Annotated in this window: 20 protein-coding genes; 10 read left to right on the forward strand and 10 right to left on the reverse strand. The window is 57.1% G+C overall.

Annotated features, from left to right (window positions below):
• Positions 1–2: 2 nt before the first annotated feature.
• Positions 3–935: a p-hydroxybenzoic acid efflux pump subunit AaeA gene (gene aaeA, locus G7090_RS21040; protein ID WP_106994897.1), complete on the reverse strand. Its 933-nt coding sequence runs from the start codon at positions 933–935 to the stop codon at positions 3–5.
• Between the two features lie 7 nt (positions 936–942).
• Positions 943–1,146, reverse strand: a complete 204-nt coding sequence (gene aaeX / locus G7090_RS21045; RefSeq protein WP_032614553.1) for a p-hydroxybenzoic acid efflux pump operon protein AaeX — start codon at positions 1,144–1,146, stop codon at positions 943–945.
• 177 nt (positions 1,147–1,323) lie between these two features.
• On the opposite strand from aaeX, the gene aaeR reads away from it, so the two are divergent.
• Entirely contained in the window at positions 1,324–2,247 is a 924-nt protein-coding gene (aaeR, locus tag G7090_RS21050) for an HTH-type transcriptional activator AaeR (RefSeq protein ID WP_106994867.1), read from the forward strand.
• 37 nt (positions 2,248–2,284) lie between these two features.
• Here aaeR and tldD read toward each other — a convergent pair whose 3' ends face one another.
• The 8 genes from tldD to csrD all read right to left on the reverse strand — a co-directional run bounded on the left by tldD (position 2,285) and on the right by csrD (position 14,551).
• Entirely contained in the window at positions 2,285–3,730 is a 1,446-nt protein-coding gene (gene tldD / locus G7090_RS21055; protein WP_166184272.1) for a metalloprotease TldD, read from the reverse strand.
• A gap of 86 nt (positions 3,731–3,816) precedes the next feature.
• The gene (yhdP, locus tag G7090_RS21060; RefSeq protein WP_166184274.1) at positions 3,817–7,614 is read right to left on the reverse strand and encodes an AsmA2 domain-containing protein YhdP; all 3,798 of its coding nucleotides are present in this window, start codon (positions 7,612–7,614) and stop codon (positions 3,817–3,819) included.
• A gap of 44 nt (positions 7,615–7,658) precedes the next feature.
• Complete coding sequence (rng, locus tag G7090_RS21065; RefSeq protein WP_106994870.1) at positions 7,659–9,128, reverse strand: ribonuclease G; 1,470 nt, start codon at positions 9,126–9,128, stop codon at positions 7,659–7,661.
• Positions 9,118–9,711 carry a nucleoside triphosphate pyrophosphatase gene (locus G7090_RS21070; protein ID WP_166184276.1) on the reverse strand — a complete coding sequence of 198 codons (594 nt, stop codon included), beginning with the start codon at positions 9,709–9,711 and terminating at the stop codon, positions 9,118–9,120. The genes rng and G7090_RS21070 overlap by 11 nt, the downstream gene beginning before the upstream one ends.
• A gap of 9 nt (positions 9,712–9,720) precedes the next feature.
• The gene (mreD, locus tag G7090_RS21075) at positions 9,721–10,209 is read right to left on the reverse strand and encodes a rod shape-determining protein MreD (RefSeq protein WP_032614566.1); all 489 of its coding nucleotides are present in this window, start codon (positions 10,207–10,209) and stop codon (positions 9,721–9,723) included.
• Positions 10,209–11,225, reverse strand: a complete 1,017-nt coding sequence (mreC, locus tag G7090_RS21080; protein ID WP_106994872.1) for a rod shape-determining protein MreC — start codon at positions 11,223–11,225, stop codon at positions 10,209–10,211. The genes mreD and mreC overlap by 1 nt, the downstream gene beginning before the upstream one ends.
• A 62-nt stretch (positions 11,226–11,287) precedes the next feature.
• Positions 11,288–12,331 (reverse strand): rod shape-determining protein MreB, encoded by a 1,044-nt coding sequence (gene mreB, locus G7090_RS21085; protein ID WP_000913396.1) that lies wholly within the window; start codon positions 12,329–12,331, stop codon positions 11,288–11,290.
• A gap of 279 nt (positions 12,332–12,610) precedes the next feature.
• Positions 12,611–14,551: an RNase E specificity factor CsrD gene (gene csrD, locus G7090_RS21090; RefSeq protein WP_166184279.1), complete on the reverse strand. Its 1,941-nt coding sequence runs from the start codon at positions 14,549–14,551 to the stop codon at positions 12,611–12,613.
• Positions 14,552–14,735: 184 nt separating this feature from the next.
• On the opposite strand from csrD, the gene G7090_RS21095 reads away from it, so the two are divergent.
• The 9 genes from G7090_RS21095 (at position 14,736) to prmA (ending at position 22,617) form a co-directional block, all read left to right on the forward strand.
• On the forward strand, positions 14,736–15,710 hold the full coding sequence (locus tag G7090_RS21095; RefSeq protein WP_166184281.1) for an MDR family oxidoreductase: 975 nt from the start codon (positions 14,736–14,738) through the stop codon (positions 15,708–15,710).
• 77 nt (positions 15,711–15,787) lie between these two features.
• Complete coding sequence (gene msrP, locus G7090_RS21100) at positions 15,788–16,789, forward strand: protein-methionine-sulfoxide reductase catalytic subunit MsrP (RefSeq protein ID WP_166184284.1); 1,002 nt, start codon at positions 15,788–15,790, stop codon at positions 16,787–16,789.
• The gene (gene msrQ, locus G7090_RS21105) at positions 16,790–17,389 is read left to right on the forward strand and encodes a protein-methionine-sulfoxide reductase heme-binding subunit MsrQ (protein ID WP_166184286.1); all 600 of its coding nucleotides are present in this window, start codon (positions 16,790–16,792) and stop codon (positions 17,387–17,389) included.
• A 233-nt stretch (positions 17,390–17,622) separates the two neighbouring features.
• A complete protein-coding gene (gene aroQ / locus G7090_RS21110) occupies positions 17,623–18,075 on the forward strand; it encodes a type II 3-dehydroquinate dehydratase (protein WP_166184288.1) in 453 nt (150 codons plus the stop codon).
• A gap of 22 nt (positions 18,076–18,097) precedes the next feature.
• Positions 18,098–18,568 (forward strand): acetyl-CoA carboxylase biotin carboxyl carrier protein, encoded by a 471-nt coding sequence (gene accB, locus G7090_RS21115; protein ID WP_106994879.1) that lies wholly within the window; start codon positions 18,098–18,100, stop codon positions 18,566–18,568.
• Positions 18,569–18,578: 10 nt separating this feature from the next.
• On the forward strand, positions 18,579–19,928 hold the full coding sequence (gene accC / locus G7090_RS21120; protein ID WP_106994880.1) for an acetyl-CoA carboxylase biotin carboxylase subunit: 1,350 nt from the start codon (positions 18,579–18,581) through the stop codon (positions 19,926–19,928).
• Positions 19,929–20,037: 109 nt separating this feature from the next.
• The gene (locus G7090_RS21125) at positions 20,038–20,283 is read left to right on the forward strand and encodes a YhdT family protein (protein WP_106994881.1); all 246 of its coding nucleotides are present in this window, start codon (positions 20,038–20,040) and stop codon (positions 20,281–20,283) included.
• Positions 20,273–21,724, forward strand: coding sequence for a sodium/pantothenate symporter (gene panF / locus G7090_RS21130; protein ID WP_166184290.1), 1,452 nt, complete (start codon positions 20,273–20,275; stop codon positions 21,722–21,724). The genes G7090_RS21125 and panF overlap by 11 nt, the downstream gene beginning before the upstream one ends.
• Before the next feature lie 11 nt (positions 21,725–21,735).
• Positions 21,736–22,617: a 50S ribosomal protein L11 methyltransferase gene (gene prmA / locus G7090_RS21135; protein ID WP_166184292.1), complete on the forward strand. Its 882-nt coding sequence runs from the start codon at positions 21,736–21,738 to the stop codon at positions 22,615–22,617.
• The last annotated feature ends 269 nt before the right edge of the window (positions 22,618–22,886 follow it).

The raw sequence follows: 22,886 nt of genomic DNA on the forward strand, positions 1-22,886 counted from the left end.
GATTAACCGAACTCGCGCAGGCGATGGGCAATTTTGCGGAACAACGAATCATCGCGGGCGTCACGGTCTTTCTCGCCGGTGATGACGACGGTGGCGGTGGTACCCGCCGGCCACAGGTTGCCCTGCTGATCGTCGAGTCGAATACGTACCGGTACGCGCTGCGCCAGACGCACCCACTCCAGATTGGAGTCAACGGTCGCCATCCCTTTGCTGTCGCGGGTGGCGCTGGAGTTGGTCACCCCTGCCGCCACGCTGTCGACCGTCCCTTTCAGGACACGGTTGCTGCCCAGGGGGGTGATTTCTACCCGATAGCCAGGACGGACGTTTTCCAGCTTGGTCTCTTCCATATAGGCGAGCACATAGAAGGAGTGCTGTTTGACCAGCGCCACGGCGGTAGAGCCGCGGGTAATAAACTCGCCGGTATAGACGTTGAGGTTAGTCACCCAGCCGTCGGACGGGGCGCGGATCACGGTACGCTCAAGATCGAGCTTTGCCAGATCCCGCGTGGCCTCGGCCTTCGCCATCTGATGCAGCACGGTTTGCAGCACGTTGTTAGACTGGTCGATCTCCTCGCGGGACATCGCCTGCACGCCGAGCTGATTACGGCGCCCCGCCTCACGGCGTTTTTCCGCAGCCAGTGCCTTGTAGTAGGCAACATCGGCTTCCGCTTCTTCCAGCGCTTTCTGGTAGCGCGGCTGATCAACGGTAAACAGCACCTGATCCTTTTTCACCAGCTGGTTGTCATGCACATTGACGGCAGTGATGAGCCCCGCGACATCCGGAGCAATGGCGACGATGTCGGCGCTAAAGCGTGCATCGCGCGTCCAGGGTGATTCGGTGTAGTAAACCCACGCGCGAAAAATAGCGATGAACGCGAGGAGAACCAGTGCCAGAGTAATGGCGGTACGGGAGATTTTTCTTGTTAGCGTTTTCACATCTACCTCAAACAAACAGTCGCGATACCAGATAGAACAGGCAGCAATACAGCGCGGAATTGAACAATGCAGGGTGCCAGACGAAATCATAGATCCCGGTAGGAGCCAGCACCTTTCGCACCAGCCAAAAAATCGCCAGTGATAAAAGCAGTTCGAAGAAAATCGGGGGGAACGATAATCCGAACACCACGATAACGGGAAACAGACTCATGTTGACCTTGATTAGAGCGAGCAGGCGAAAGAATTATTCAGCATACGGCACCGCAGAAGGGGCAAGAAAAGCCGGGCGAGAGTGGCGTAGCTATAATGTATAAATAATATATTAGCGTAACTGTTATGCTGTTATCTATCATATGTGATCTAAATCACTTTTAAGCCAGAGTGAATAATGGAACGTCTAAAACGGATGTCGGTTTTTGCCAAAGTCGTTGAGCTGGGCTCCTTTACCGCCGCAGCCAGGCAACTACAGATGAGCGTCTCGTCAATCAGTCAGACCGTCGCCAAACTGGAAGATGACCTCCAGGTGAAGCTGCTTAACCGCAGCACCCGTAGCCTGGGCCTGACCGAAGCCGGCAAAATCTACTATCAGGGCTGTCGGCGGATGCTGTATGAGGCCCAGTCGGTACACGAGCAGCTTTACGCTTTCAACAACACCCCTATCGGCACGTTGCGTATCGGGTGCTCTTCAACTATGGCACAAAATGTCCTGGCGGGAATGACCGCCGAGATGTTGCAGGAGTATCCGGGGCTGACGGTTAATCTGGTCACCGGCATTCCCGCCCCGGATCTGATTGCCGATGGACTGGATCTGGTGATCCGCGTCGGGGCCTTGCAGGATTCCAGCCTCTTCTCCCGCCGCCTGGGCAGTATGCCGATGGTGGTGTGCGCGGCGAAAAAGTACCTCGCCAAAGCGGGGATCCCGGAGAAACCGGCAGATCTCAGCAATCACGCCTGGCTGGAGTACAGCGTGCGCCCGGACAATGAATTTGAGCTGATTGCCCCCGAAGGACTTTCGACAAAACTGCTGCCGCAGGGCCGCTTTGTCACCAACGATCCGATGACCATCTCCCGCTGGCTGGTGGCCGGGGCCGGGATCGCTTACGTCCCGCTGATGTGGGTGATCAATGAGATCAACAGCGGCGAGCTGGAGATCCTCTTCCCGCGCTATCAGTCGGATCCGCGCCCGGTGTATGCGGTCTATACCGAAAAGGACAAACTGCCGCTGAAGGTGCAGGTGTGCATTAACTATCTGACGGATTATTTCGTGCAGGTGGCGGCGCTGTTTCAGGAGATGCGGGGAAGAAAGGAATAACCCTCTCCCCCAGGGAGAGGGTATTTCGGAAGGGGAATTATGCGGTACCGCCGACGGTGAGGTTATCTACCTTCAGGGTCGGCTGGCCGACACCGACCGGCAGGCTCTGGCCCTCTTTACCGCAGACACCAACGCCGTTATCCAGCTTCAGATCGTTACCGACCATCGAGATCTGCTGCATCGCTTCGATGCCGGAGCCAATCAGGGTCGCGCCTTTCACCGCTTTGGTCACTTTGCCCTTCTCGATCAGATAGGCTTCTGAGGTCGAGAAGACAAATTTGCCGGAGGTGATATCCACCTGGCCGCCGCCGAAGTTTGGCGCGTAGATGCCGTATTCCACCGACTCAATAATTTCCTGCGGCGTGGATTTACCCGCCAGCATATAGGTGTTGGTCATACGCGGCATCGGCAGATGCGCGTAGGACTCGCGACGGCCGTTGCCGGTTGGGGCCACGCCCATCAGGCGCGCATTCAGTTTGTCCTGCATGTAGCCTTTCAGGATCCCGTTCTCAATCAGCACATTGTACTGACCCGGCGTTCCTTCATCGTCAATAGAGACCGAGCCACGACGATCGGACATGGTGCCGTCATCGACTACGGTGCAGAGTTCAGAGGCCACCAGCTCGCCCATATGGCCGCTGAAGACCGAGGTGCCACGACGGTTGAAATCGCCTTCCAGACCGTGACCCACCGCTTCGTGCAGCAGCACGCCAGGCCAGCCTGCGCCCAGCACCACCGGCAGGGTACCCGCAGGCGCCGCCACGGCAGAAAGGTTGACCAGCGCCATTCGCACCGCCTCTTTCGCCCAGGCATCCGCGCGCACTTCGCCCGCTTCCAGGCCGAGGAACCATTCGTAACCAAAACGACCGCCGCCGCCGCTGGAGCCGCGCTCGCGTTTGCCGTCCTCTTCCACCAGCACGCTGACGGAAAGACGGACCAGCGGACGCACGTCGGCGGCCAGGGTGCCGTCGGTTGCCGCCACCAGAATCAGCTCATACACGCCGCTCAGGCTGGCAGAGACTTCCTGCACGCGCTTATCTTCCGCACGGGCTACTTTGTCCACCCGGCGCAGGATATCCAGCTTCTCTTCGCGGCTCATGCTTTGCAGCGGATCGACGCTGGTGTAGAGCGCAGAGTGCTGCACTTCGCCCAGGGTTTTGACGCGACCATCACCGCTGTCGCGCACGATAGTACGTGCCGCCTGCGCGCTCTGCTGCAGGGCAGTCAGGCTAATCTGATCCGCATAAGCAAAACCGGTTTTCTCACCGCTAACGGCGCGGACACCAACGCCCTGGTCGATGTTATACGAGCCATCTTTGATGATGCTGTCTTCTAAAACCCAGGATTCGTGATAGCTCGACTGAAAGTAGAGATCGCCGTAGTCGAGACGACGTTCGGTCAGTTGACCAAGAATGGAAAACAGGTCCTGATGGCTCAGGCCGTTCGCTGCCAGCAGATGTTCACTTACCAGGTTCAGACTCATCGTTTTGCTACTCGTTCGTTGCCGTCCACAGGACGTATCTAAGATCTTATCTATTGAGAGTGAGGCAATTAATTGCCCGCGTCAAATCATTGCTGTGCATCTTTGCGTGGCTGACGCAGCACTTCATTAATCTGCGGTTTATCCACCGGGCCGGTGATGTGGTAACGCAGAATGGAGACTTTGCTCCACAGCGGCCCCAGCACTTTACTGGCGGCAAACACCGCCGCGCCGACGATCGGGTTCACGGCGAAGGCCGCAGCCACGCCAACGGTGGCGGAAATTTCCGGTGCCACCACCGCTTCCATATCCAGTTCGCGACGCACCAGATTGACGGAGCCTTTCATGGCGATATCCGCTTCCAGCCCGTCGACCAGGGTGTCATCGGTATGCAGGACACCGTCTTTGATCCACGCGGTGCTGCGGATCGAGTCGAAGTAGAAGCCTTCGTTAAAGGTATCGCTGAAGTCAAAGCGCAGCTTACGCAGCAGGGAGTCGAAGCTGAGCAGACGCAGCAGCTGACCCGCATGGCCGGTGCTCAGATCGGCAATTTCCCCTCTGCCCAGACGGGTTTTGAGGATGCCGTTCAGCGTGGCTTCATCAGGCTTCCACGGCTGGTCGCGCCAGTGCAGATCGTAGTCGAGGTCAAACGACGAACCGCGAATCGGGGTACTCACACCGAAATAGTTCGCTGCCGCATCCAGCTTGTTGCCTTTGATCTGTCCTTTCAGGGAGGTGCGCTGCTCGTTGGCGCCGTTCACCCACTCGCCGTTGGCGGTCAGACGGCCGAAGCCGGTATCAATCAGCCCGCCCGCCAGGCTAAGGGTGTTGCCCTTAATGGTGAAATCACCGTTGATACGGCCATATTTCTGCCCCCACAGCCAGCACTCGGCACAGCGCAGCTGTAAATCAGGCCAGCCGCTGAAATTGACCCGTGTGGTGCTGGCTAATGGCGAAGCGACGTTGCCTTTCCCGGCAGTAGCGGTCGCCGGGTTGAAATAGAGGTAGCGGATCTCCGCCTGCCATGGCGCAGTGTCGCGCATCAGCAGGGTGGCATTGATCTCCCGCCCCTGCGCCTCAACTTTTGAACCGTTCAGGGTAGGCTGCGAGACGATGCTCAGGTTATTCCACTGCTGTCCACCCAGCGCCAGGGCGGGAGTGCGCACCGTGATGTGCTGCGGGAATTGCGCCGTATCATCCACATTTTGCCCGACACCACGCTGGAACAGCGCTAGCCATTCAGCACCATCCATCGGCGGCAGGTTGAGTTCGATGCCCGACTGCTCCGGCAGCGGCGGCAGCGTGCGGCTGTCGGAGGTCCAGATAGCGCGATCCAGCGTCAGCTTGCGGTTAAGCAGCCAGCGGCTGTTAAAGTGATTCTTGCCGCCAGCGTTGCCCGTCAGGGTAAAGCTGTTGAGATCCCCGTCGACGTTCAGCTTAACCGGCAGCGGCTCGCCGGCGCTCTTCTCCAGCGGCGACGGCAGGTCGCTGCTGACGTTCTTCAGATCGCCGCTGATATCCACCTTATACCGGGCATCGCCACGATAAGGCAGCTCAATTGCCACCTTACCCTTCCACGGCAGGCGGCCTTCCAGCGACTGGCTGATGGTTTTTGGCAATACATCCATCCGCGAAGGCTGCCAGCTGGCATCCAGATTGATCCCCACCTGATAGGCTTTCTCGCCTTCGGTGGTAGAGAAGTCGATATTTACCGGCTGATTAAACCAGCTTGCGGTCAGCGGCCCACTTTTCAGATCGCCATTCACGAAGCTGAACTGCCCGCTGAGATTGTTAATGGTGCTGTTCAACGGCTTAATGAACAGGCTGTTATTTTTCAGCCTGACGTCGCCTTCAGCGGTGGTCATGGTGCCGTCCAGCGGGATATCCAGATGTAAGCGAGCATTCACATCGCCATCCAGCTGGAGCTGCTGGAGCGTGGCACCCAGGGAATCATCCAGCGGCGTCTCGTCAAAGTACGGCCCAACGGCTTTCCCGGGCCCGTTGATATCGGCATCGATCAGCAGTTTTTCTTTCGAATAATCCGGGATCACCGCCGTCAGGTTACTGGCTTTCACTCCGCCCAGCGCCACGCCATCGGTCTTCATCCACAACCCGTCATTGATAAAGTTAAGCTCAATATCGAGGTTTTTCAGCGCCGGCCACTCGGGCTGGAAGGCGTAGGTGGCATTGCGTAACGGCACCAGAACCTGGAACTGGCCTTCGTTGTACTTATAGGGGAACAAGTGCGGGTTGCCGCCGTAGACCAGGGTGGCGTTATCGGCCTGCCCGCCCTGAATTGCGCCGCTCAGGTAGTCCACCAGCGCTTTGCCCATCAGGTTTTCAGGAAAATAGCGCCAGGCCTGTGACCCGTCATCGGTGCTGATGCCCGCCAGGATCCCCAACCAGGGCTCATCGCCCGCCGGCTGCAGATAGCGGAAATCACCCCGGGCATGCACCGCTTTGGCTTTGACGTCGATGTTACGCCCGTCGAGCTGGAAACCTTTCTCGTTCTTCAGCCAGTGGAGGGTGGCGGTACCTTTCTCCACCTCCAGCGGGGCGCGGAAGACGGTTTCATATGGCATTTTCGCATCGCGGATATTGGCCACCAGGCGGCCATCTTCCACACTGCCCTGCAGCGTGCCGCTGAAATGCTCGGCCCCCGGCAGCAGCTCCCACTGCTTCCAGGCAAGATCGGTCCAGGCGATGTTGAAGCGGGTTTTTTCTGTCGCCTGCAGGGGAATATCCAGCGCCAGGGCGTTGATCGCCCCTACCGGCTGGGTGGCCTGCCAGACGTCGCCCAGCGCCGGGGAGAGCTTCGCCGCGATGGTTCGCAGCCCTTCCAGGCCGGACAACTCCAGATTGCTGGCGCGAATACGCAGCTCGTCGCTGCGTTTACTGTCGACGCCGCCGACGTCCTGCGCCGGGATCCAGGCCAGGGCCAGGGCTCCACGCGGCCACGCCTTATCGTCCATGGTAATGCGGGTATCCGGGATGGCAAACTGCCAGCCCTCTTTCGCACGGGTGACGTGCGCGGTGAGATTATCAACCGAAAGCTGATGCTGACGCGCCTTTCCCGGCCAGCTGGCACCGCCCTGCTTCAGCCAGATATCGCCGCTGGCGAACTCGCCGTTGGTGAGGGTCATCCAGCCTTCAATGCTAAAGCGCGCGGTTTCCAGCTGCATGTTCTGCTGCACCCACTCACCCAGCCAGGGTTTGACGTCAACGTCATCGGCCTGCATCCACACCTTGCCGTTATTCAGCAGGCCATTGTCGTCGCGCAGATCCATCCGCACCTGCATCACGCCATGCTGTCCATTCAGGCTGGAGAGGCTGACCTGACCTTCCGCACGGTGCCGCTCTTTGCCGTTGAGCCAGGTGAGCTGCGGGATCGCCAGCTCGGCGCGCTGCCCGGAGAGGGTAATAAAGCTGATCTCACTGTCGCGCAGATCGAAATGATCGAACTGGCGCAGGAACAGATCGCTGATGCGGTTGGCTTCGAAGCCTTCGCCCTGGTCGTCGCTGCGTAGCGGGGTGTTGGTCAGAAATTGCAGCTGATAAAAGGTGAGATCGCGAAACTGCCAGCGCAGGTGCAGCAGGCTCTGCCACACGTCCAGGGCCAGGGTCACGCGCTTGATTTTCAGATGGCCGCCGTCATTCAGCTGCGCATTGATATCGCGCACTTCCAGGGTCGGGCCGAAGTTCTGCCAGCTCGCGTTGAGCTGGCTGGCCGCGACGGGCATGCCGGTCGCGGATTCGATTTTTGCCAGCAGCTCAGGGCGCCAGCTATCCAGATGCGGCAATATGAGACGCAGCCCGCTTACGAGCAGCGCGACAATCACAATCAGCGTTGCCCCTGTAAGCAGTAAAATCCCCGGCAATCGCCTCACGCGTCTCTCCTTGTCAGCCGTTCTTGTCTCGCAGTACCTGCGGATTACATCATCACCACGTCAAACTGCTCCGGGTTATAGAGCGGCTCTATCTGCACTTTTACCTGTTTGCCGACGAAGATTTCCACTTCTGCCAGCGCGTGGGACTCTTCCCCTTTCAGGGCTTCCGCCACCGAAGGAGAAGCATAGACCAGGAAGCGGTCGGAGTCGTAGGCGTGATGCACACGAACGATCTCACGCATGATCTCGTAGCAGACGGTCTCCACCGATTTCACCGTACCGCGGCCATGGCAGGTCGGGCACTCGTTGCACAGCACATGCTCCACGCTTTCACGGGTGCGCTTGCGGGTCATCTCAACCAGGCCCAGTTGGGAGAAGCCGTTGATGCTGGTTTTCACGCGATCTTTACTCAGCGCCTGCTCCAGGGAGTGCAGCACGCGGCGGCGGTGATCTTCGTTACTCATATCGATAAAGTCGATGATGATGATGCCACCCAGATTGCGCAGACGAAGCTGACGCGCAATGGCCTGCGTCGCTTCGATGTTGGTGTTGAAAATGGTGTCGTCCAGATTGCGGTGACCAACAAACGCCCCGGTGTTGATATCCACGGTGGTCATCGCTTCGGTCTGGTCGATAATCAGATAGCCGCCGGACTTGAGCTCGACCTTGCGCTCCAGCGCGCGCTGGATTTCATTTTCAACATCGAACAGATCAAAGATGGGCTGCTTGCCGGTGTAGTGCTCCAGCAGACCCGGCATTTCCGGGATGTACTCGGCGGTAAATTCGAGTAGCGCGTCATAGGTCAGACGGGAGTCGACGCGGATGCGGTCCAGCTGGGCATCGGCGAAGTCGCGCAGAACGCGCTGGGCCAGTGCCAGCTCGCCGTACAGCTGATAGCGGGTCTGGTTGCGTTTTTTACGCTCCATCACTTTGGTCCAGACGCGTTTCAGGTAGGCGGCATCCGACGCCAGATCCTCTTCGCTGATCCCCTCCGCCGCGGTGCGAATAATGAATCCGCCCTGCTCATCACAGTACGCGCCCACCACCTTTTTCAGGCGCTCGCGCTCGCTTTCGCTCTCGATACGCTGGGAGACGCCAACGTGCGATGCGCCAGGCATAAAGACCAGATAACGGGATGGTAAGGTGATGTCGGTAGTCAGTCGCGCGCCTTTGGTGCCCAGCGGATCTTTCACCACCTGCACCATCAGATCCTGGCCCTGACGCACCAGCTCGGAGATATCACGAACGGTAAACTGTTTTTGCTCTTCACCCGCCACACATTCGGTATGCGGCATGATGTCGGAGGCATGCAGGAATGCCGCTTTATCGAGGCCAATATCTACAAATGCCGCCTGCATACCCGGCAGGACACGACTGACACGACCTTTGTAGATATTGCCTACTATTCCGCGCCGCGCTTCACGCTCGATGTGAATTTCCTGGAGAATTCCGCCATCGATATAGGCCACACGGGTTTCCGAGGGCGTTACGTTTACCAACAATTCAGCCGTCATAATTATCCCTTCCCTCACGCAGTGAGTTAAAATTGCTCAGCAACTCATACGTTTCCACCAGCGGTAAGCCGACTACGGCGTGATAGCTGCCATTGATCTTCCTGACAAAACAGCCACCCAACCCTTGAATACCGTATGCACCTGCTTTATCCATAGGTTCACCGCTGGCGATATAACCGGCGATATCTTCTTCTGTGAGTACTCTGAACGTGACATCGGTAACCACCAGGCAATCGAGCACGTGCTGGCGGTCTGCCAGCGCAACCGCGGTCATGACCTGATGCGTATGGCCGGACAATTTGCGCAGCATCGTAAACGCATGCTCATCGTCGTGCGGTTTCTCGAGGACTTCACCATTGAGGATCACGATAGTATCTGCGCCCAGCACCGGTAAATCACGCGGCACCTGCGCCACGCCGGCCTGTGCTTTCTCCCGTGCCAGACGGGAAACATACTGTTGTGCGCTTTCGCCCTCGGCACGTTGCTCTTCAATGCCAGTGACGATGCGTTCAAAAGATACCCCTAACTGCGTCAGGAGTTCCTGACGGCGCGGGGAGCCGGAAGCGAGATACAAAGACGTCATAGAAACCTTTTATTGCACGGCAAATTGCTGGCGAACCTTACGCATCAGCAGGAACAACCATGGCCAGAGCACACCGTTAACTACACTACTCCAGAACACTTCCGGACGGAAAGAGACGTTGATCACTAAAAACTCTGCCCAGAAAACAATGATATCCGCGGCCATGGATAACAACATCACCACCAGCGCCTGTTGCCAGAGCGCCAGATTACGAAAGAGCTGGAATTTCAGAGCGACCAGGTATGCGATGATACTCATGGACAGGGCGCGTACGCCAAGCGTTGAGCCACTAATCAGATCCAGTATGGCACCCATCACAAAACCTGTGCCCACATTTACGCGGTGCGGCAGAGCGAGGATCCAGTAAAGCAGAATCAGCAGCACCCAGTTTGGCCGGAAAACGAGAATGTCGTCCGGCCAGGGCATTACTTGCAGTAACAGCGCGATCAAAAACGAGAGCCAGATAACCCAGCGTCCCTGGCTACGGTAGCTTGCCACTATTGCCCTCCCGGGGAGAGTTGCGGTGGCGGTGGCGCATCAGGCAGCGGCTGGGTCAGCCCGGTTGCCGGCGCAGGTACTGGCGCAGGCGGCCCCATTGAGTTTGGCGCCGGCAGAACCTGCGGCATCATCTGCATCAGACGTTCATTTGCCACGCGATGCACATCTTCCGGGGTCATCGGGTTAGTCCCGTTACGATCGGCGCCCCACAACAGCAACAGATAGCGCAGACGCTGCAGACCCGCCGTTGGACGGGCCTGAATCACGGTATAGGCGCGCTGAGTGTCCAGCTTCACGGAGGAGACCACCCCAACCGGATACCCTTCCGGGAAACGACCGCCCAGACCTGACGTCACCAGCACATCGCCCACGCGAATATCAGTATTCGCCGGCAGATGTTCCAGCTGCAGATCGTCCGTACAGCCGTTACCGGCCGCAATCACGCGGATATCGTTACGCAGCACCTGGATCGGCAGCGCATGGGTGGCATCGCAAATCAGCAGCACGCGGCTGGTCAGCTTGGCGACCGCGACCACTTGGCCGACAACGCCTTTATCGCTGATCACCGGCTGGCCTTCGTACACGCCATTGACGCTGCCCTTGTCGATCACCACCTGATCGCTGTAGGGATCGTTAACGGTGGAGATCACCTGGGTCACCATCTTCTGCTCATCCTGACGCAGCGGGGAGCCCAGCAGCTCACGCAGACGGGCGTTCTCCTGCTTGTACTGGCCCAGCATCAGTATTTCGCTGTTTTTCAGCAGCAGTTCCTGGCGTAACGCGCGGTTTTCAAGTTCGAGTTGATCGCGTGAGGACAGGGTTTGCGAGACGCTGTCGAGCAGTTCACGGGGACCATTTGATACAAAGTAGAAAGGACTGACGGCGGTATCCATGTACGTTCGGATCTGGCTGAACGTACCGAGGCGGCTATCGGCAATAATGACACCAAGCGCTACCAACACCCCAAGGATCAGGCGAAACTGTAGCGACGGGCCACGGCTAAAAATTGGCTTCATAGGCTATGCGTACTCTCGCGTCAGAGAGAAAGGGTAGCCATCCGCTACCCTTTCACACCTGACTACTCTTCGCTGAACAAGTCGCCGCCGTGCATGTCGATCATTTCCAGCGCCTTGCCGCCGCCACGGGCTACGCAAGTCAGTGGATCTTCAGCAACTACGACAGGAATACCTGTCTCTTCCATCAACAGGCGGTCGAGGTTACGCAGCAGCGCACCACCACCGGTCAGAACCATACCGCGCTCGGAGATATCGGAAGCCAGTTCCGGCGGGCACTGCTCGAGGGCAACCATGACGGCGCTTACAATGCCGGTCAACGGCTCTTGCAGCGCTTCGAGGATTTCGTTGGAGTTCAGGGTAAAGCCACGTGGAACGCCTTCTGCCAGGTTACGGCCGCGCACTTCGATCTCGCGCACTTCGTCACCCGGGTAAGCAGAACCGATTTCGTGCTTAATACGCTCTGCGGTGGCTTCACCGATCAGAGAGCCGTAGTTACGGCGAACATAATTAATGATGGCTTCGTCGAAGCGGTCACCACCAATACGTACGGAAGAGGAGTAAACCACACCATTCAGGGAGATAACGGCCACTTCAGTGGTACCGCCACCGATATCCACCACCATGGAGCCGGTCGCTTCGGAAACCGGCAGGCCGGCACCGATGGCGGCAGCCATTGGCTCTTCAATCAGGAAGACTTCACGCGCACCAGCGCCCTGAGCGGATTCACGAATAGCACGACGTTCAACCTGGGTAGCGCCAACCGGCACACACACCAGAACACGTGGGCTCGGACGCATAAAGCTGTTGCTGTGCACCTGTTTGATAAAGTGCTGAAGCATTTTCTCGGTCACGAAGAAGTCAGCGATAACGCCGTCTTTCATCGGACGAATGGCAGCGATATTACCCGGCGTACGACCAAGCATCTGCTTAGCGTCATGGCCGACGGCCGCTACGCTTTTCGGTGAACCAGCACGATCCTGACGAATGGCCACAACTGAAGGCTCATTCAGTACGATGCCTTGTCCTTTTACATAAATGAGGGTATTCGCGGTACCCAGGTCAATGGACAGGTCATTGGAAAACATGCCACGAAATTTTTTCAACATACTAAGGGATAATCCTGAAAGCTGGGGCGGAAAACAAAATCCGCTTACTTTACCAACCACACGCAGCAGCGACAAGGCGCAAAAATCGCCTGCTACGGTGAAAATTTGTGCAGCACGCTTCCTTAGTTACAAATCGTCGCCTGACTCCCTCAGGGCTGAGAAAAAACAGCGTTCCTCACGTTCATTTGTAACCCGATAAAGGTCGTTTACTGTCGTGTTGTGCGTCATACATCACGCTACAGGCGCGATATTCTACGTGAAAACTTACCAAACGGCAGGTTAAACAGAGTATCTTTGCGAATATTTTTTCACATTGCTGTCAAGAGGCTGAGAGGCTGCAAAAAAATCGCCTTGACCCCCTGTAACTCCGCGCTCTGTCAACGTCTGCCATTCGGTTCGGGACCTCACGCCTGTGGCAAAAACATGGGTTTGCGTTCCCTTGCAGGCTTCAACCAGACTCTGCACCAGCAGCTGGTTTTCCGTACGTTTTTCGATATTCCTTACCAGCCCCGGATGTAGCTTCAACAGCTCTACCTCCAGCGCCTTGATCCAGCTGGTGCTGACCAGCGTCAGACCCGCCTGCGTCACCGCCACACGAGACCCCAGCGCATTGATCAACCGAACCACCGGCTGTAACCGACTGATGTGTTGACAAACATCCGCCTCTGCAAGTTCAAAAATAATGCGTTTACGCTGCGATTTTTCACATTGCATCAGCACATCGCGTAGCCAGCGCTGGAAACGCGGGCGGATCAGCGACTCCACCGTCACCTGCAGCGCCAGATGCTCTTCGGGCCAGTAGGATAAGAATGGCATCAATCGGGAGATTTGCTGACGGTCGTACTCTTCCGACAGGCCAAACTGCAGCACCATTGGCAGATACTCCGCCGAGACCACCTCTTCATTGCCGTCAAAGATGCGGCACAGCAGCTCCCGGTGGTGAACCTGACCGTTAACCAGCACCGACGGTTTTTGATAGATCCGCGGCCCGCCGCGGGTGAGCATCTGCTCAATCAGGGTGCGCCAGCGCACGTTGCCGCGCCCTTTCTCTGGCAAGGAGTCATCATAAATCGCCCAGCCATTAGCCCCCTGCAGCACGGCATTGCGGGTGGCGGCCTCAGCGTGCTCCATCACCTGCTCGGTGGTCTGGCCGCCGCGCCAGGCGCAAATGCCAATATGCACCATATCATCACGATCGAGCATTTTGCTGGGGGGTAGCGCATCCACCGACTTTAACAGCAGGCTGGCAATGCTCTCTGACTCTTTCAGGGAGCGATGCGGCAGCAGCACGGCGTAATCACTGCGGTGATAGCGCGCCAGCAGTGCGCCGGGATAGCGCATCATAAAGGTGGAGAGCATGTTGATGAGCATAAACAGATGCTCCTCCGCCACCGCCCGACCCCAGTTGTCCTTCAGCAGATCGAAGTCCGGCAGACGGACAAGCATCACCACCCCGTGCGATCCCACTTTCTCGGTATCTTCCAGCAGGGTAGCCAGCTGATTATCAAAGAAAAGACGGTTATTGAGGCCGGTTTTGTTGTCCTGGGCGGCATAGGAGCGGATCAGCGTGTCTATCCGGCTGCGCTGGTCGCTGGCAAACTGAATTTCGGACAGCAGAACGTCCAGCGCGCTGCTGGTGCGGGACGGCCATTCATAGACGGAGCCGCGCACCTGAGGCCCACGTTCACCGTTGAGGATCCGTACCGAGCGCGACTCCAGCAGCTCCTGCCCCGAGAGCTGGCGACGCAGCCAGCGCACCGCCAGAAAGATCAGCACCACCACGAAGATCACCGCCACCGTCAGAGGCGCGGTGGTCATCAGTGAGCGATAATAACTGTCCATGGGGTCCAGATAGGCCAGGCTTATGGTCATCCCGGGGTTTTTCAGGGAGGAGACGGTCAGTTCCAGATGCTGGGGTGGCGCACCGGCCGGTCGATAACCCTTTTGCCCGCTGTGGCTGAAGAGAGTTTTTCCGCCCTGGGTAATCTCGACACGCGTGATATCAACCGGAGCCATCAGCTCATCCAGTTGACGAGACAGTTCCGGAAAGGGCGTACTGACAAGGCGGGAATCAATTACCGACGCTACGGAATGGACGCGGTTCACCAGCTTTCCCTGGATCGCATTATAAAAACTGAGCGAGCAGCCAATCAGGGTGACAAAGATCGTCAAACCGGTTAGCAAGGCAATAAAAGCGGAGAACTTCGTCGATAATCGCATCCTTGAGATTACTCCGTGAGTTGATGAGGATAGCAAGTGAGCACTAACTCGCAATACGGCATCGGCATACTACCAAATCCGGTGTATCTGGCAATTTATTGCGTTAAATCGGCATTGCATGTCAATGAGCGAGTATAGTCTTCAAAAATTTTTTTCCAATCATCATGCTGAGTAAGGAATTCGTATGCAGGCTTTGATCTTAGAACAGCAGGAAGGCAAAACTCTTGCATCAGTGCAATCTATCGAAGAGAGCCGCCTGCCGGAAGGGGCCGTGACCGTTGATATCGACTGGTCCAGTCTGAATTACAAAGACGCGCTCGCCATTACGGGCACCGGCAAGATCGTGCGTAATTTTCCAATGGTTCCAGGTATCGACTTTGCGGGCCGCGTACATGCCAGCAAAGATCCGCGTTTCCATGTCGGCCAACAGGTGCTGCTGACCGGCTGGGGCGTGGGCGAGAATCACTGGGGCGGGCTGGCCGCGCAGGCACGCGTCAATGGCGACTGGCTGGTGCCGATGCCGAACGGGCTCGATGGCCGTAAAGCGATGATCATCGGCACCGCCGGTTTCACCGCCATGCTGTGCGTGATGGCGCTGGAAGAAGCCGGCGTTACGCCGCAGTCCGGTGAGGTAGTGGTGACGGGCGCCAGCGGCGGCGTCGGCAGCACCGCGGTCGCCCTGCTGCATAAGCTGGGCTATCAGGTGGCGGCAGTCTCCGGACGTGAAAGTACCCATGACTATCTGCGTAGCCTCGGTGCCAGCCGCATTCTGGGCCGCGACGAGTTCGCTGAGACCCGCCCGCTGGAGAAACAGATCTGGGCTGGTGCCGTCGATACCGTGGGGGACAAAGTGCTGGCGAAACTGCTGGCGCAGATGAACTACGGCGGCTGCGTGGCGGCCTGCGGCCTGGCGGGCGGTTTTGCCCTGCCGACCACGGTAATGCCGTTTATTCTGCGTAACGTCCGTCTGCAGGGTGTCGATTCCGTGATGACCCCGCCAGAGCGCCGGGCCCAGGCCTGGGAACGACTGGTTCGCGACCTGCCTGCCTCCTTCTATGATCAAAGCGCCACCCAGATTAGCCTTGAGCAGGCCCCGGAGTATGCCGCGAAGATCATCAATAATCAGATCCAGGGCCGTACCCTGGTGAAGCTGGCGTAATCTTCAAATTTTCGTGACATATTCGCTTTAACCCTGCTCCTCCGTCATGCTTAGAAAAACGCATGACGGAGGATGCCATGAAAGTGAAACCCCTGACGGAAGCCGATATCACCGCGGAATCCGTTTTTATGCTGAAGCGCCGCCAGATCCTGAAAATGCTGGGGATCGGTGCCGGTGCGCTGACGCTATCTCCCCTCGCCCAGGCCGACCTGCTGGACTGGTTTAAGGGTAACGATCGTCCTAAAGCGCCCCCCGGGAAGCCGCTTACTTTTACCCAACCCGCCCAGTGGCAGAGCACGCTCGCCAAAACCCCCGAAGAGAAAGTGACAGGCTATAACAACTTCTACGAGTTCGGCCTGGATAAAGCCGATCCGGCGGCCAATGCCGGCAGCCTGAAGACCGATCCCTGGACGCTGACCATCGACGGCGAAGTGGCAAAACCGCTGACCCTTGATTACAACGATTTGACCACCCGCTTCCCGCTGGAAGAGCGAATCTACCGCATGCGTTGCGTCGAGGCCTGGTCGATGGTGGTGCCGTGGATTGGTTTCCCGCTGCATAAGCTGCTGGCGATGGTGGAGCCCACCAGCGACGCGAAGTATGTCTCCTTCCAGACCCTTTACGCACCGGAGATCATGCCCGGCCAGAAAGACCGGTTTATTGGCGGTGGGCTCGACTATCCGTACGTGGAGGGATTGCGCATTGACGAGGCTATGCACCCGCTGACGCTGCTTACCGTCGGCGTGTACGGCAAAGCGCTGCCGCCGCAAAATGGTGCACCCATCCGCCTGACCGTGCCGTGGAAATATGGCTTTAAGGGCATCAAATCGATCGTCAGCATCAAGCTGACACGTGAACGCCCACCCACCACCTGGAACCTTGCCGCACCGAATGAATACGGTTTTTACGCTAACGTAAACCCGCACGTCGATCACCCGCGCTGGTCGCAGGCGACTGAGCGGTTTATTGGCTCGGGCGGGGCGCTGGACGTTAAGCGTCAGCCGACGCTGCTGTTCAACGGCTATGCCGACCAGGTCGCATCGCTCTACCGCGGCCTCGACTTACGGGAGTTTTTCTAAGTGCGTCTGACGGCAAAACAGATTACCTGGCTGAAAGTCGCCCTGCATCTTGCAGGGTTGCTTCCTTTTATATGGCTATTCTGGGCCATCAACCACGGCGGCCTGAGTGCCGATCCGGCTAAAGATATCCAGCACTTCACCGGCCGCACCGCGCTGAAGTTTTTACTGGCGACTCTGCTGATCTCTCCCCTGGCGCGCTACGCGAAACAGCCTTTGTTGATCCGCACCCGCCGCCTGCTTGGGCTATGGTGTTTCGCCTGGGCGACGCTGCATCTCACCAGCTATGCGTTTCTGGAGCTGGGCATTAACAATCTGGCCCTGCTGGGAAGCGAACTGGTTACCCGCCCTTACTTAACTCTGGGGATTATCAGCTGGGTGATTTTACTCGCGTTGACTCTCACCTCTACGCAGTCCGCTCAGCGAAAACTGGGAAGGCGCTGGCAACTTCTGCATAATTTTGTATATCTTGTCGCGATCCTCGCCCCTATCCACTACCTTTGGTCAGTGAAAATTCTCTCACCGCAGCCGATCATCTATGCCGTGCTGGCAATAGTGCTTCTGGCATGGCGATATAAGAAGTTTCGTCAGTGGTGGCGATAATGGGCGAAAGTGTGTAGATCCCCGCAGAACGCTTACCCTTCCCGGGCGTTTATCCGAATGCTATTGATAATCTTCCCTGATAAGACCAGTATTTAGCTGCCAAATGCTACGAAATCGTTATAATGTGCGACTTTGGTTTCCCCGATGGGTTTTTCATAGCCAGAAAGGGTGACAATCGCGCATCGAAGGTATATTTTGTTTTTTACCGGAGAATCGCAGGAGATAGCGGCACAATGGCTGACAAGTTTCACATCTTAGTTTTGAACGGACCGAACCTGAATATGCTCGGCACCCGTGAACCCGAGAAGTACGGCACGCTGACGTTAACCGAAATTGTTAACCGTTTGGGTAGCGAAGCGGCGGCACTCAATGTGGAACTTGACCATTTTCAGTCAAACGCGGAGTACGCACTCATCGACCGCATTCATCAGGCTAAAGACACCACGGACTATATCCTGATTAATCCGGCCGCGTTTACGCACACCAGTGTTGCTATTCGTGACGCGCTGCTGGCAGTGAGCATCCCGTTTATCGAGATCCACCTCAGCAACGTGCATGCGCGGGAGCCGTTCCGCCACCACTCCTACCTGTCGGATATCGCCGCTGGCGTCATCTGTGGACTGGGGGCTGACGGTTATTCATTCGCTTTACAGACAGCGGTAAAACGCCTGTCACAATCACACTAAACAAAGAGTACGGAACCCACTCATGGATATTCGTAAGATTAAAAAACTGATCGAGCTGGTTGAAGAATCAGGCATCTCCGAACTGGAAATTTCTGAAGGCGAAGAGTCTGTACGCATCAGCCGTGCCGCGCCAAACGCAGGCTACCCGGTTATGCAACAAGCTTATGCTGCACCAATGATGCAGCAGCCAGCTCTGTCTAACGCTGTCGCGCCGGCGACGACTCCAGCAATGGAAGCACCAGCAGCAGCGGAAATCAGTGGTCACATCGTACGTTCCCCAATGGTTGGTACTTTCTACCGCACCCCGAGCCCGGACGCTAAAGCGTTCATCGAAGTGGGCCAGAAAGTTAACGCGGGCGATACCCTGTGCATCGTTGAAGCCATGAAAATGATGAACCAGATCGAAGCTGACAAGTCAGGTACTGTGAAAGCGATTCTGGTCGAAAGTGGTCAGCCGGTTGAATTTGACGAGCCGCTGGTCGTCATCGAGTAACGAGGCGAACATGCTGGATAAAATTGTTATCGCCAACCGCGGCGAGATCGCACTGCGTATTCTTCGTGCCTGTAAAGAGCTGGGCATTAAGACTGTCGCTGTGCACTCAAGCGCGGACCGCGATCTGAAACACGTATTACTGGCGGATGAGACGGTCTGTATCGGCCCGGCTCCGTCCGTCAAAAGCTATCTGAATATCCCGGCTATCATCAGCGCCGCTGAGATCACTGGCGCGGTGGCGATTCACCCGGGTTATGGCTTCCTCTCTGAGAACGCCAACTTTGCTGAACAGGTAGAACGCTCTGGCTTTATCTTCATCGGCCCGAAAGCTGACACCATCCGCCTGATGGGCGACAAAGTGTCTGCGATCACCGCAATGAAAAAAGCCGGTGTTCCAACCGTACCGGGCTCCGACGGTCCTCTGACCGACGACATGGATGCTAACCGTGCTCATGCGAAACGCATTGGCTACCCGGTTATCATCAAGGCGTCCGGCGGCGGCGGCGGTCGCGGTATGCGCGTTGTGCGCAGCGATGCTGAACTGGCTCAATCCATCTCCATGACCAAAGCAGAAGCGAAAGCAGCTTTCAGCAATGACATGGTGTACATGGAAAAATACCTGGAAAACCCACGCCACATCGAAATTCAGGTGCTGGCTGACGGTCAGGGTAACGCGATCTATCTGGCAGAACGTGACTGCTCCATGCAGCGACGTCACCAGAAAGTGGTCGAAGAGGCACCAGCACCGGGTATCACTCCGGAACTGCGTCGCTACATCGGCGAGCGTTGCTCTAAAGCCTGTGTCGATATCGGTTATCGCGGGGCGGGTACGTTTGAGTTCCTGTTCGAAAACGGCGAGTTCTACTTCATCGAGATGAACACCCGTATTCAGGTTGAACACCCGGTTACCGAAATGATCACCGGCGTTGACCTGATTAAAGAGCAGCTGCGTATCGCGGCGGGTCAACCGCTGTCCATCAAGCAGGAAGAAGTTGTGGTTAAAGGCCATGCGGTGGAATGCCGTATCAACGCCGAAGACCCGAACACCTTCCTGCCGAGCCCGGGTAAAATCACGCGTTTCCACGCGCCGGGTGGCTTTGGTGTGCGCTGGGAGTCCCATATTTACGCCGGTTACACCGTACCGCCGTACTATGACTCCATGATCGGCAAGCTGATCTGCTACGGCGAATCCCGCGATGTGGCGATTTCCCGCATGAAGAACGCCCTGCAGGAGCTGATCATCGACGGCATCAAAACTAACGTTGATCTGCAGATGCGTATTATGAGCGACGAGAACTTCCAGCATGGTGGTACTAACATCCACTATCTTGAGAAGAAGCTCGGTCTCAATGAAAAATAAGCCTGCGTAAGCGTAAAAAGGTCGGTTAATCCGGCCTTTTTTTATTTCTGGGGATCGCCAGGCCCCATAAGGTACAATCCCCGCTTTCTTTTTCCACAAGGGACAAAAAATGGACAAGCGTTTTGTTCAGGCCCACAAAGAAGCGCGCTGGGCGCTGTGGTTAACCCTTCTCTATCTCGCCGCGTGGTTAGTAACTGCTTACATACCTGACTCTGCCATTGGCATTACCGGTCTGCCGCACTGGTTTGAGATGGCCTGTCTGCTGCTCCCGCTGGTGTTTATTCTGCTCTGCTGGGCGATGGTGAAATTTATCTATCGCGATATTCCGCTGGAGGATGACGATAATGCAGCTTGAAGTGATCCTGCCCCTCGTCGCGTATCTGTTTGTTGTTTTTGGCCTGTCCGTTTACGCCATGCGCAAACGAACGACGGGCACCTTCCTGAACGAGTATTTCCTTGGTAGCCGCTCGATGGGCGGTATTGTGCTGGCGATGACCCTGACCGCCACCTACATCAGCGCCAGCTCCTTTATTGGTGGCCCGGGTGCGGCCTATAAATACGGGCTGGGCTGGGTACTGCTGGCGATGATCCAGCTGCCTGCCATCTGGCTCTCGCTGGGTATTCTCGGGAAAAAATTCGCGATTCTGGCGCGCCGCTATAATGCGGTGACCCTCAACGATATGCTGTTTGCCCGCTATCACAGCCGGCTGCTGGTCTGGCTGGCCAGCCTGAGCCTGCTGGTGGCCTTTATCGGTGCCATGACCGTGCAGTTTATCGGTGGCGCGCGCCTGCTTGAGACCGCCGCCGGGATCCCTTACGAAACGGGCCTGCTGATTTTTGGTATCAGTATCGCGCTCTACACCGCCTTTGGTGGATTCCGCGCCAGCGTGCTCAACGACACCATGCAGGGCATGGTGATGCTGATTGGCACCATTGTGCTGCTGGTGGGCGTGGTGCATGCGGCGGGTGGTTTAACCCATGCAGTGGAAACCCTGCAGACCATCGATCCGAAGCTGGTATCGCCTCAGGGTGCGGATGACATCCTCTCCCCCACCTTTATGACCTCCTTCTGGGTGCTGGTCTGCTTCGGGGTGATTGGCCTGCCGCATACGGCCGTGCGCTGCATCTCCTATAAAGACAGCAAGGCGGTGCACCGGGGAATTATTATCGGCACCATCGTCGTGGCGATCCTGATGCTCGGCATGCACCTTGCCGGGGCGCTCGGCCGGGCGGTGATCCCGGACTTAACCGTGCCGGACCTGGTGATCCCGACCCTGATGGTAAAAGTCCTGCCGCCGTTTGCGGCCGGGATCTTCCTTGCTGCGCCAATGGCAGCGATCATGTCGACAATTAACGCCCAGCTGCTGCAAAGTTCCGCTACGATCATTAAAGATCTCTACCTGAACATGCGCCCGGCGCAGATGAACAATGAGCGACTTCTGAAGCGGATGTCGGCTGTGATCACCCTGGTGCTGGGGGCGTTGCTGTTGCTGGCCGCGTGGCGGCCGCCTGAGATGATCATCTGGCTGAACCTGCTGGCGTTTGGTGGCCTGGAGGCGGTGTTCCTCTGGCCGCTGGTGCTGGGCCTGTACTGGGAGCGCGCCAACGCGGCGGGTGCCCTGAGCGCAATGATCGTCGGTGGCGTGCTCTATGCCGTGCTCGCCTCCTTTAATATTCAGTACCTGGGCTTCCATCCAATTGTGCCCTCGCTACTGCTAAGTTTGCTGGCGTTTGTGGTGGGGAACCGTTTCGGTCAACCCACACCGCAGATGGCCGTCATTTCTACTGATAAATAAAGAGTTTTGCCATGCCGTGGATCCAATTAAAACTGAATACGACCGGCGCTAATGCCGAAGCGCTGAGTGATGCCCTGGTAGAGGCCGGTACGGTCTCTGTCACCTTCCAGGACACGCATGACACCCCGGTGTTTGAACCACTGCCGGGTGAAACCCGCCTGTGGGGCGACACCGATGTCATCGGCCTGTTTGATGCCGAAACTGATATGGCCGAGGTGGTCGCGATTCTGGAGAATCATCCGCTGCTGGGCGCCGGTTTTGCGCACAAAATTGAGCAACTGGAAGACAAGGACTGGGAGCGCGAGTGGATGGATAACTTCCACCCGATGCAGTTCGGCAAGCGTCTGTGGATCTGCCCGAGCTGGCGCGACGTGCCGGATGAAAATGCCGTTAACGTGATGCTCGATCCGGGCCTGGCCTTCGGGACCGGCACCCACCCGACGACCTCCCTGTGCCTGCAGTGGCTGGATGGTCTGGATCTGGATGGTAAAACAGTGATCGACTTTGGCTGCGGGTCCGGGATCCTCGCCATCGCTGCCCTGAAGCTGGGTGCGGCAAAAGCGATTGGGATCGACATCGATCCGCAGGCAATCCAGGCCAGCCGCGATAACGCGCAGCGCAACGGCGTCTCCGACCGTCTGGAACTGTATCTGCCGAATAACCAGCCTGCGGTGATGAAAGCCGATGTGGTGGTCGCCAACATCCTGGCCGGCCCGTTACGCGAGCTGGCACCGTTAATCAGCGTCCTGCCCGTTGAGGGTGGCCTGCTGGGGCTTTCCGGTATTCTTGCCAGCCAGGCAGAAAGCGTCTGCGAAGCTTACGCCGACCTCTTTACACTCGACCCGGTGGTCGAAAAAGAGGAGTGGTGCCGCATTACCGGTCGTAAAAAGTAAGGGTTTAATCGGGTGCCTGTTTTTTAAACTGCCCTTTTGGTTAAAGAACAGGCAATCCATTGCTAACGATCATGTTCTAAAATGCGACGCAGATCGCAAAGAACCGCGGAAATCTGCTGGTTAAAACAGCAGATTATTCGGCTTAAGGTTTCATTCTTTAAGAAAAAACGAGAAGTTTTGGGAAATTGTAAGCGGCCATAAAATCATCACACCCATTTAAGTGAATGATTTATATCGCATATAATTTTACAGGCTATGCTTTGTGTCTG

Origin of the sequence: Leclercia sp. 29361 (assembly GCF_011290365.1) — a bacterium.
In the GTDB taxonomy this organism is placed as follows: Bacteria; Pseudomonadota; Gammaproteobacteria; order Enterobacterales; family Enterobacteriaceae; genus Enterobacter; species Enterobacter tamurae.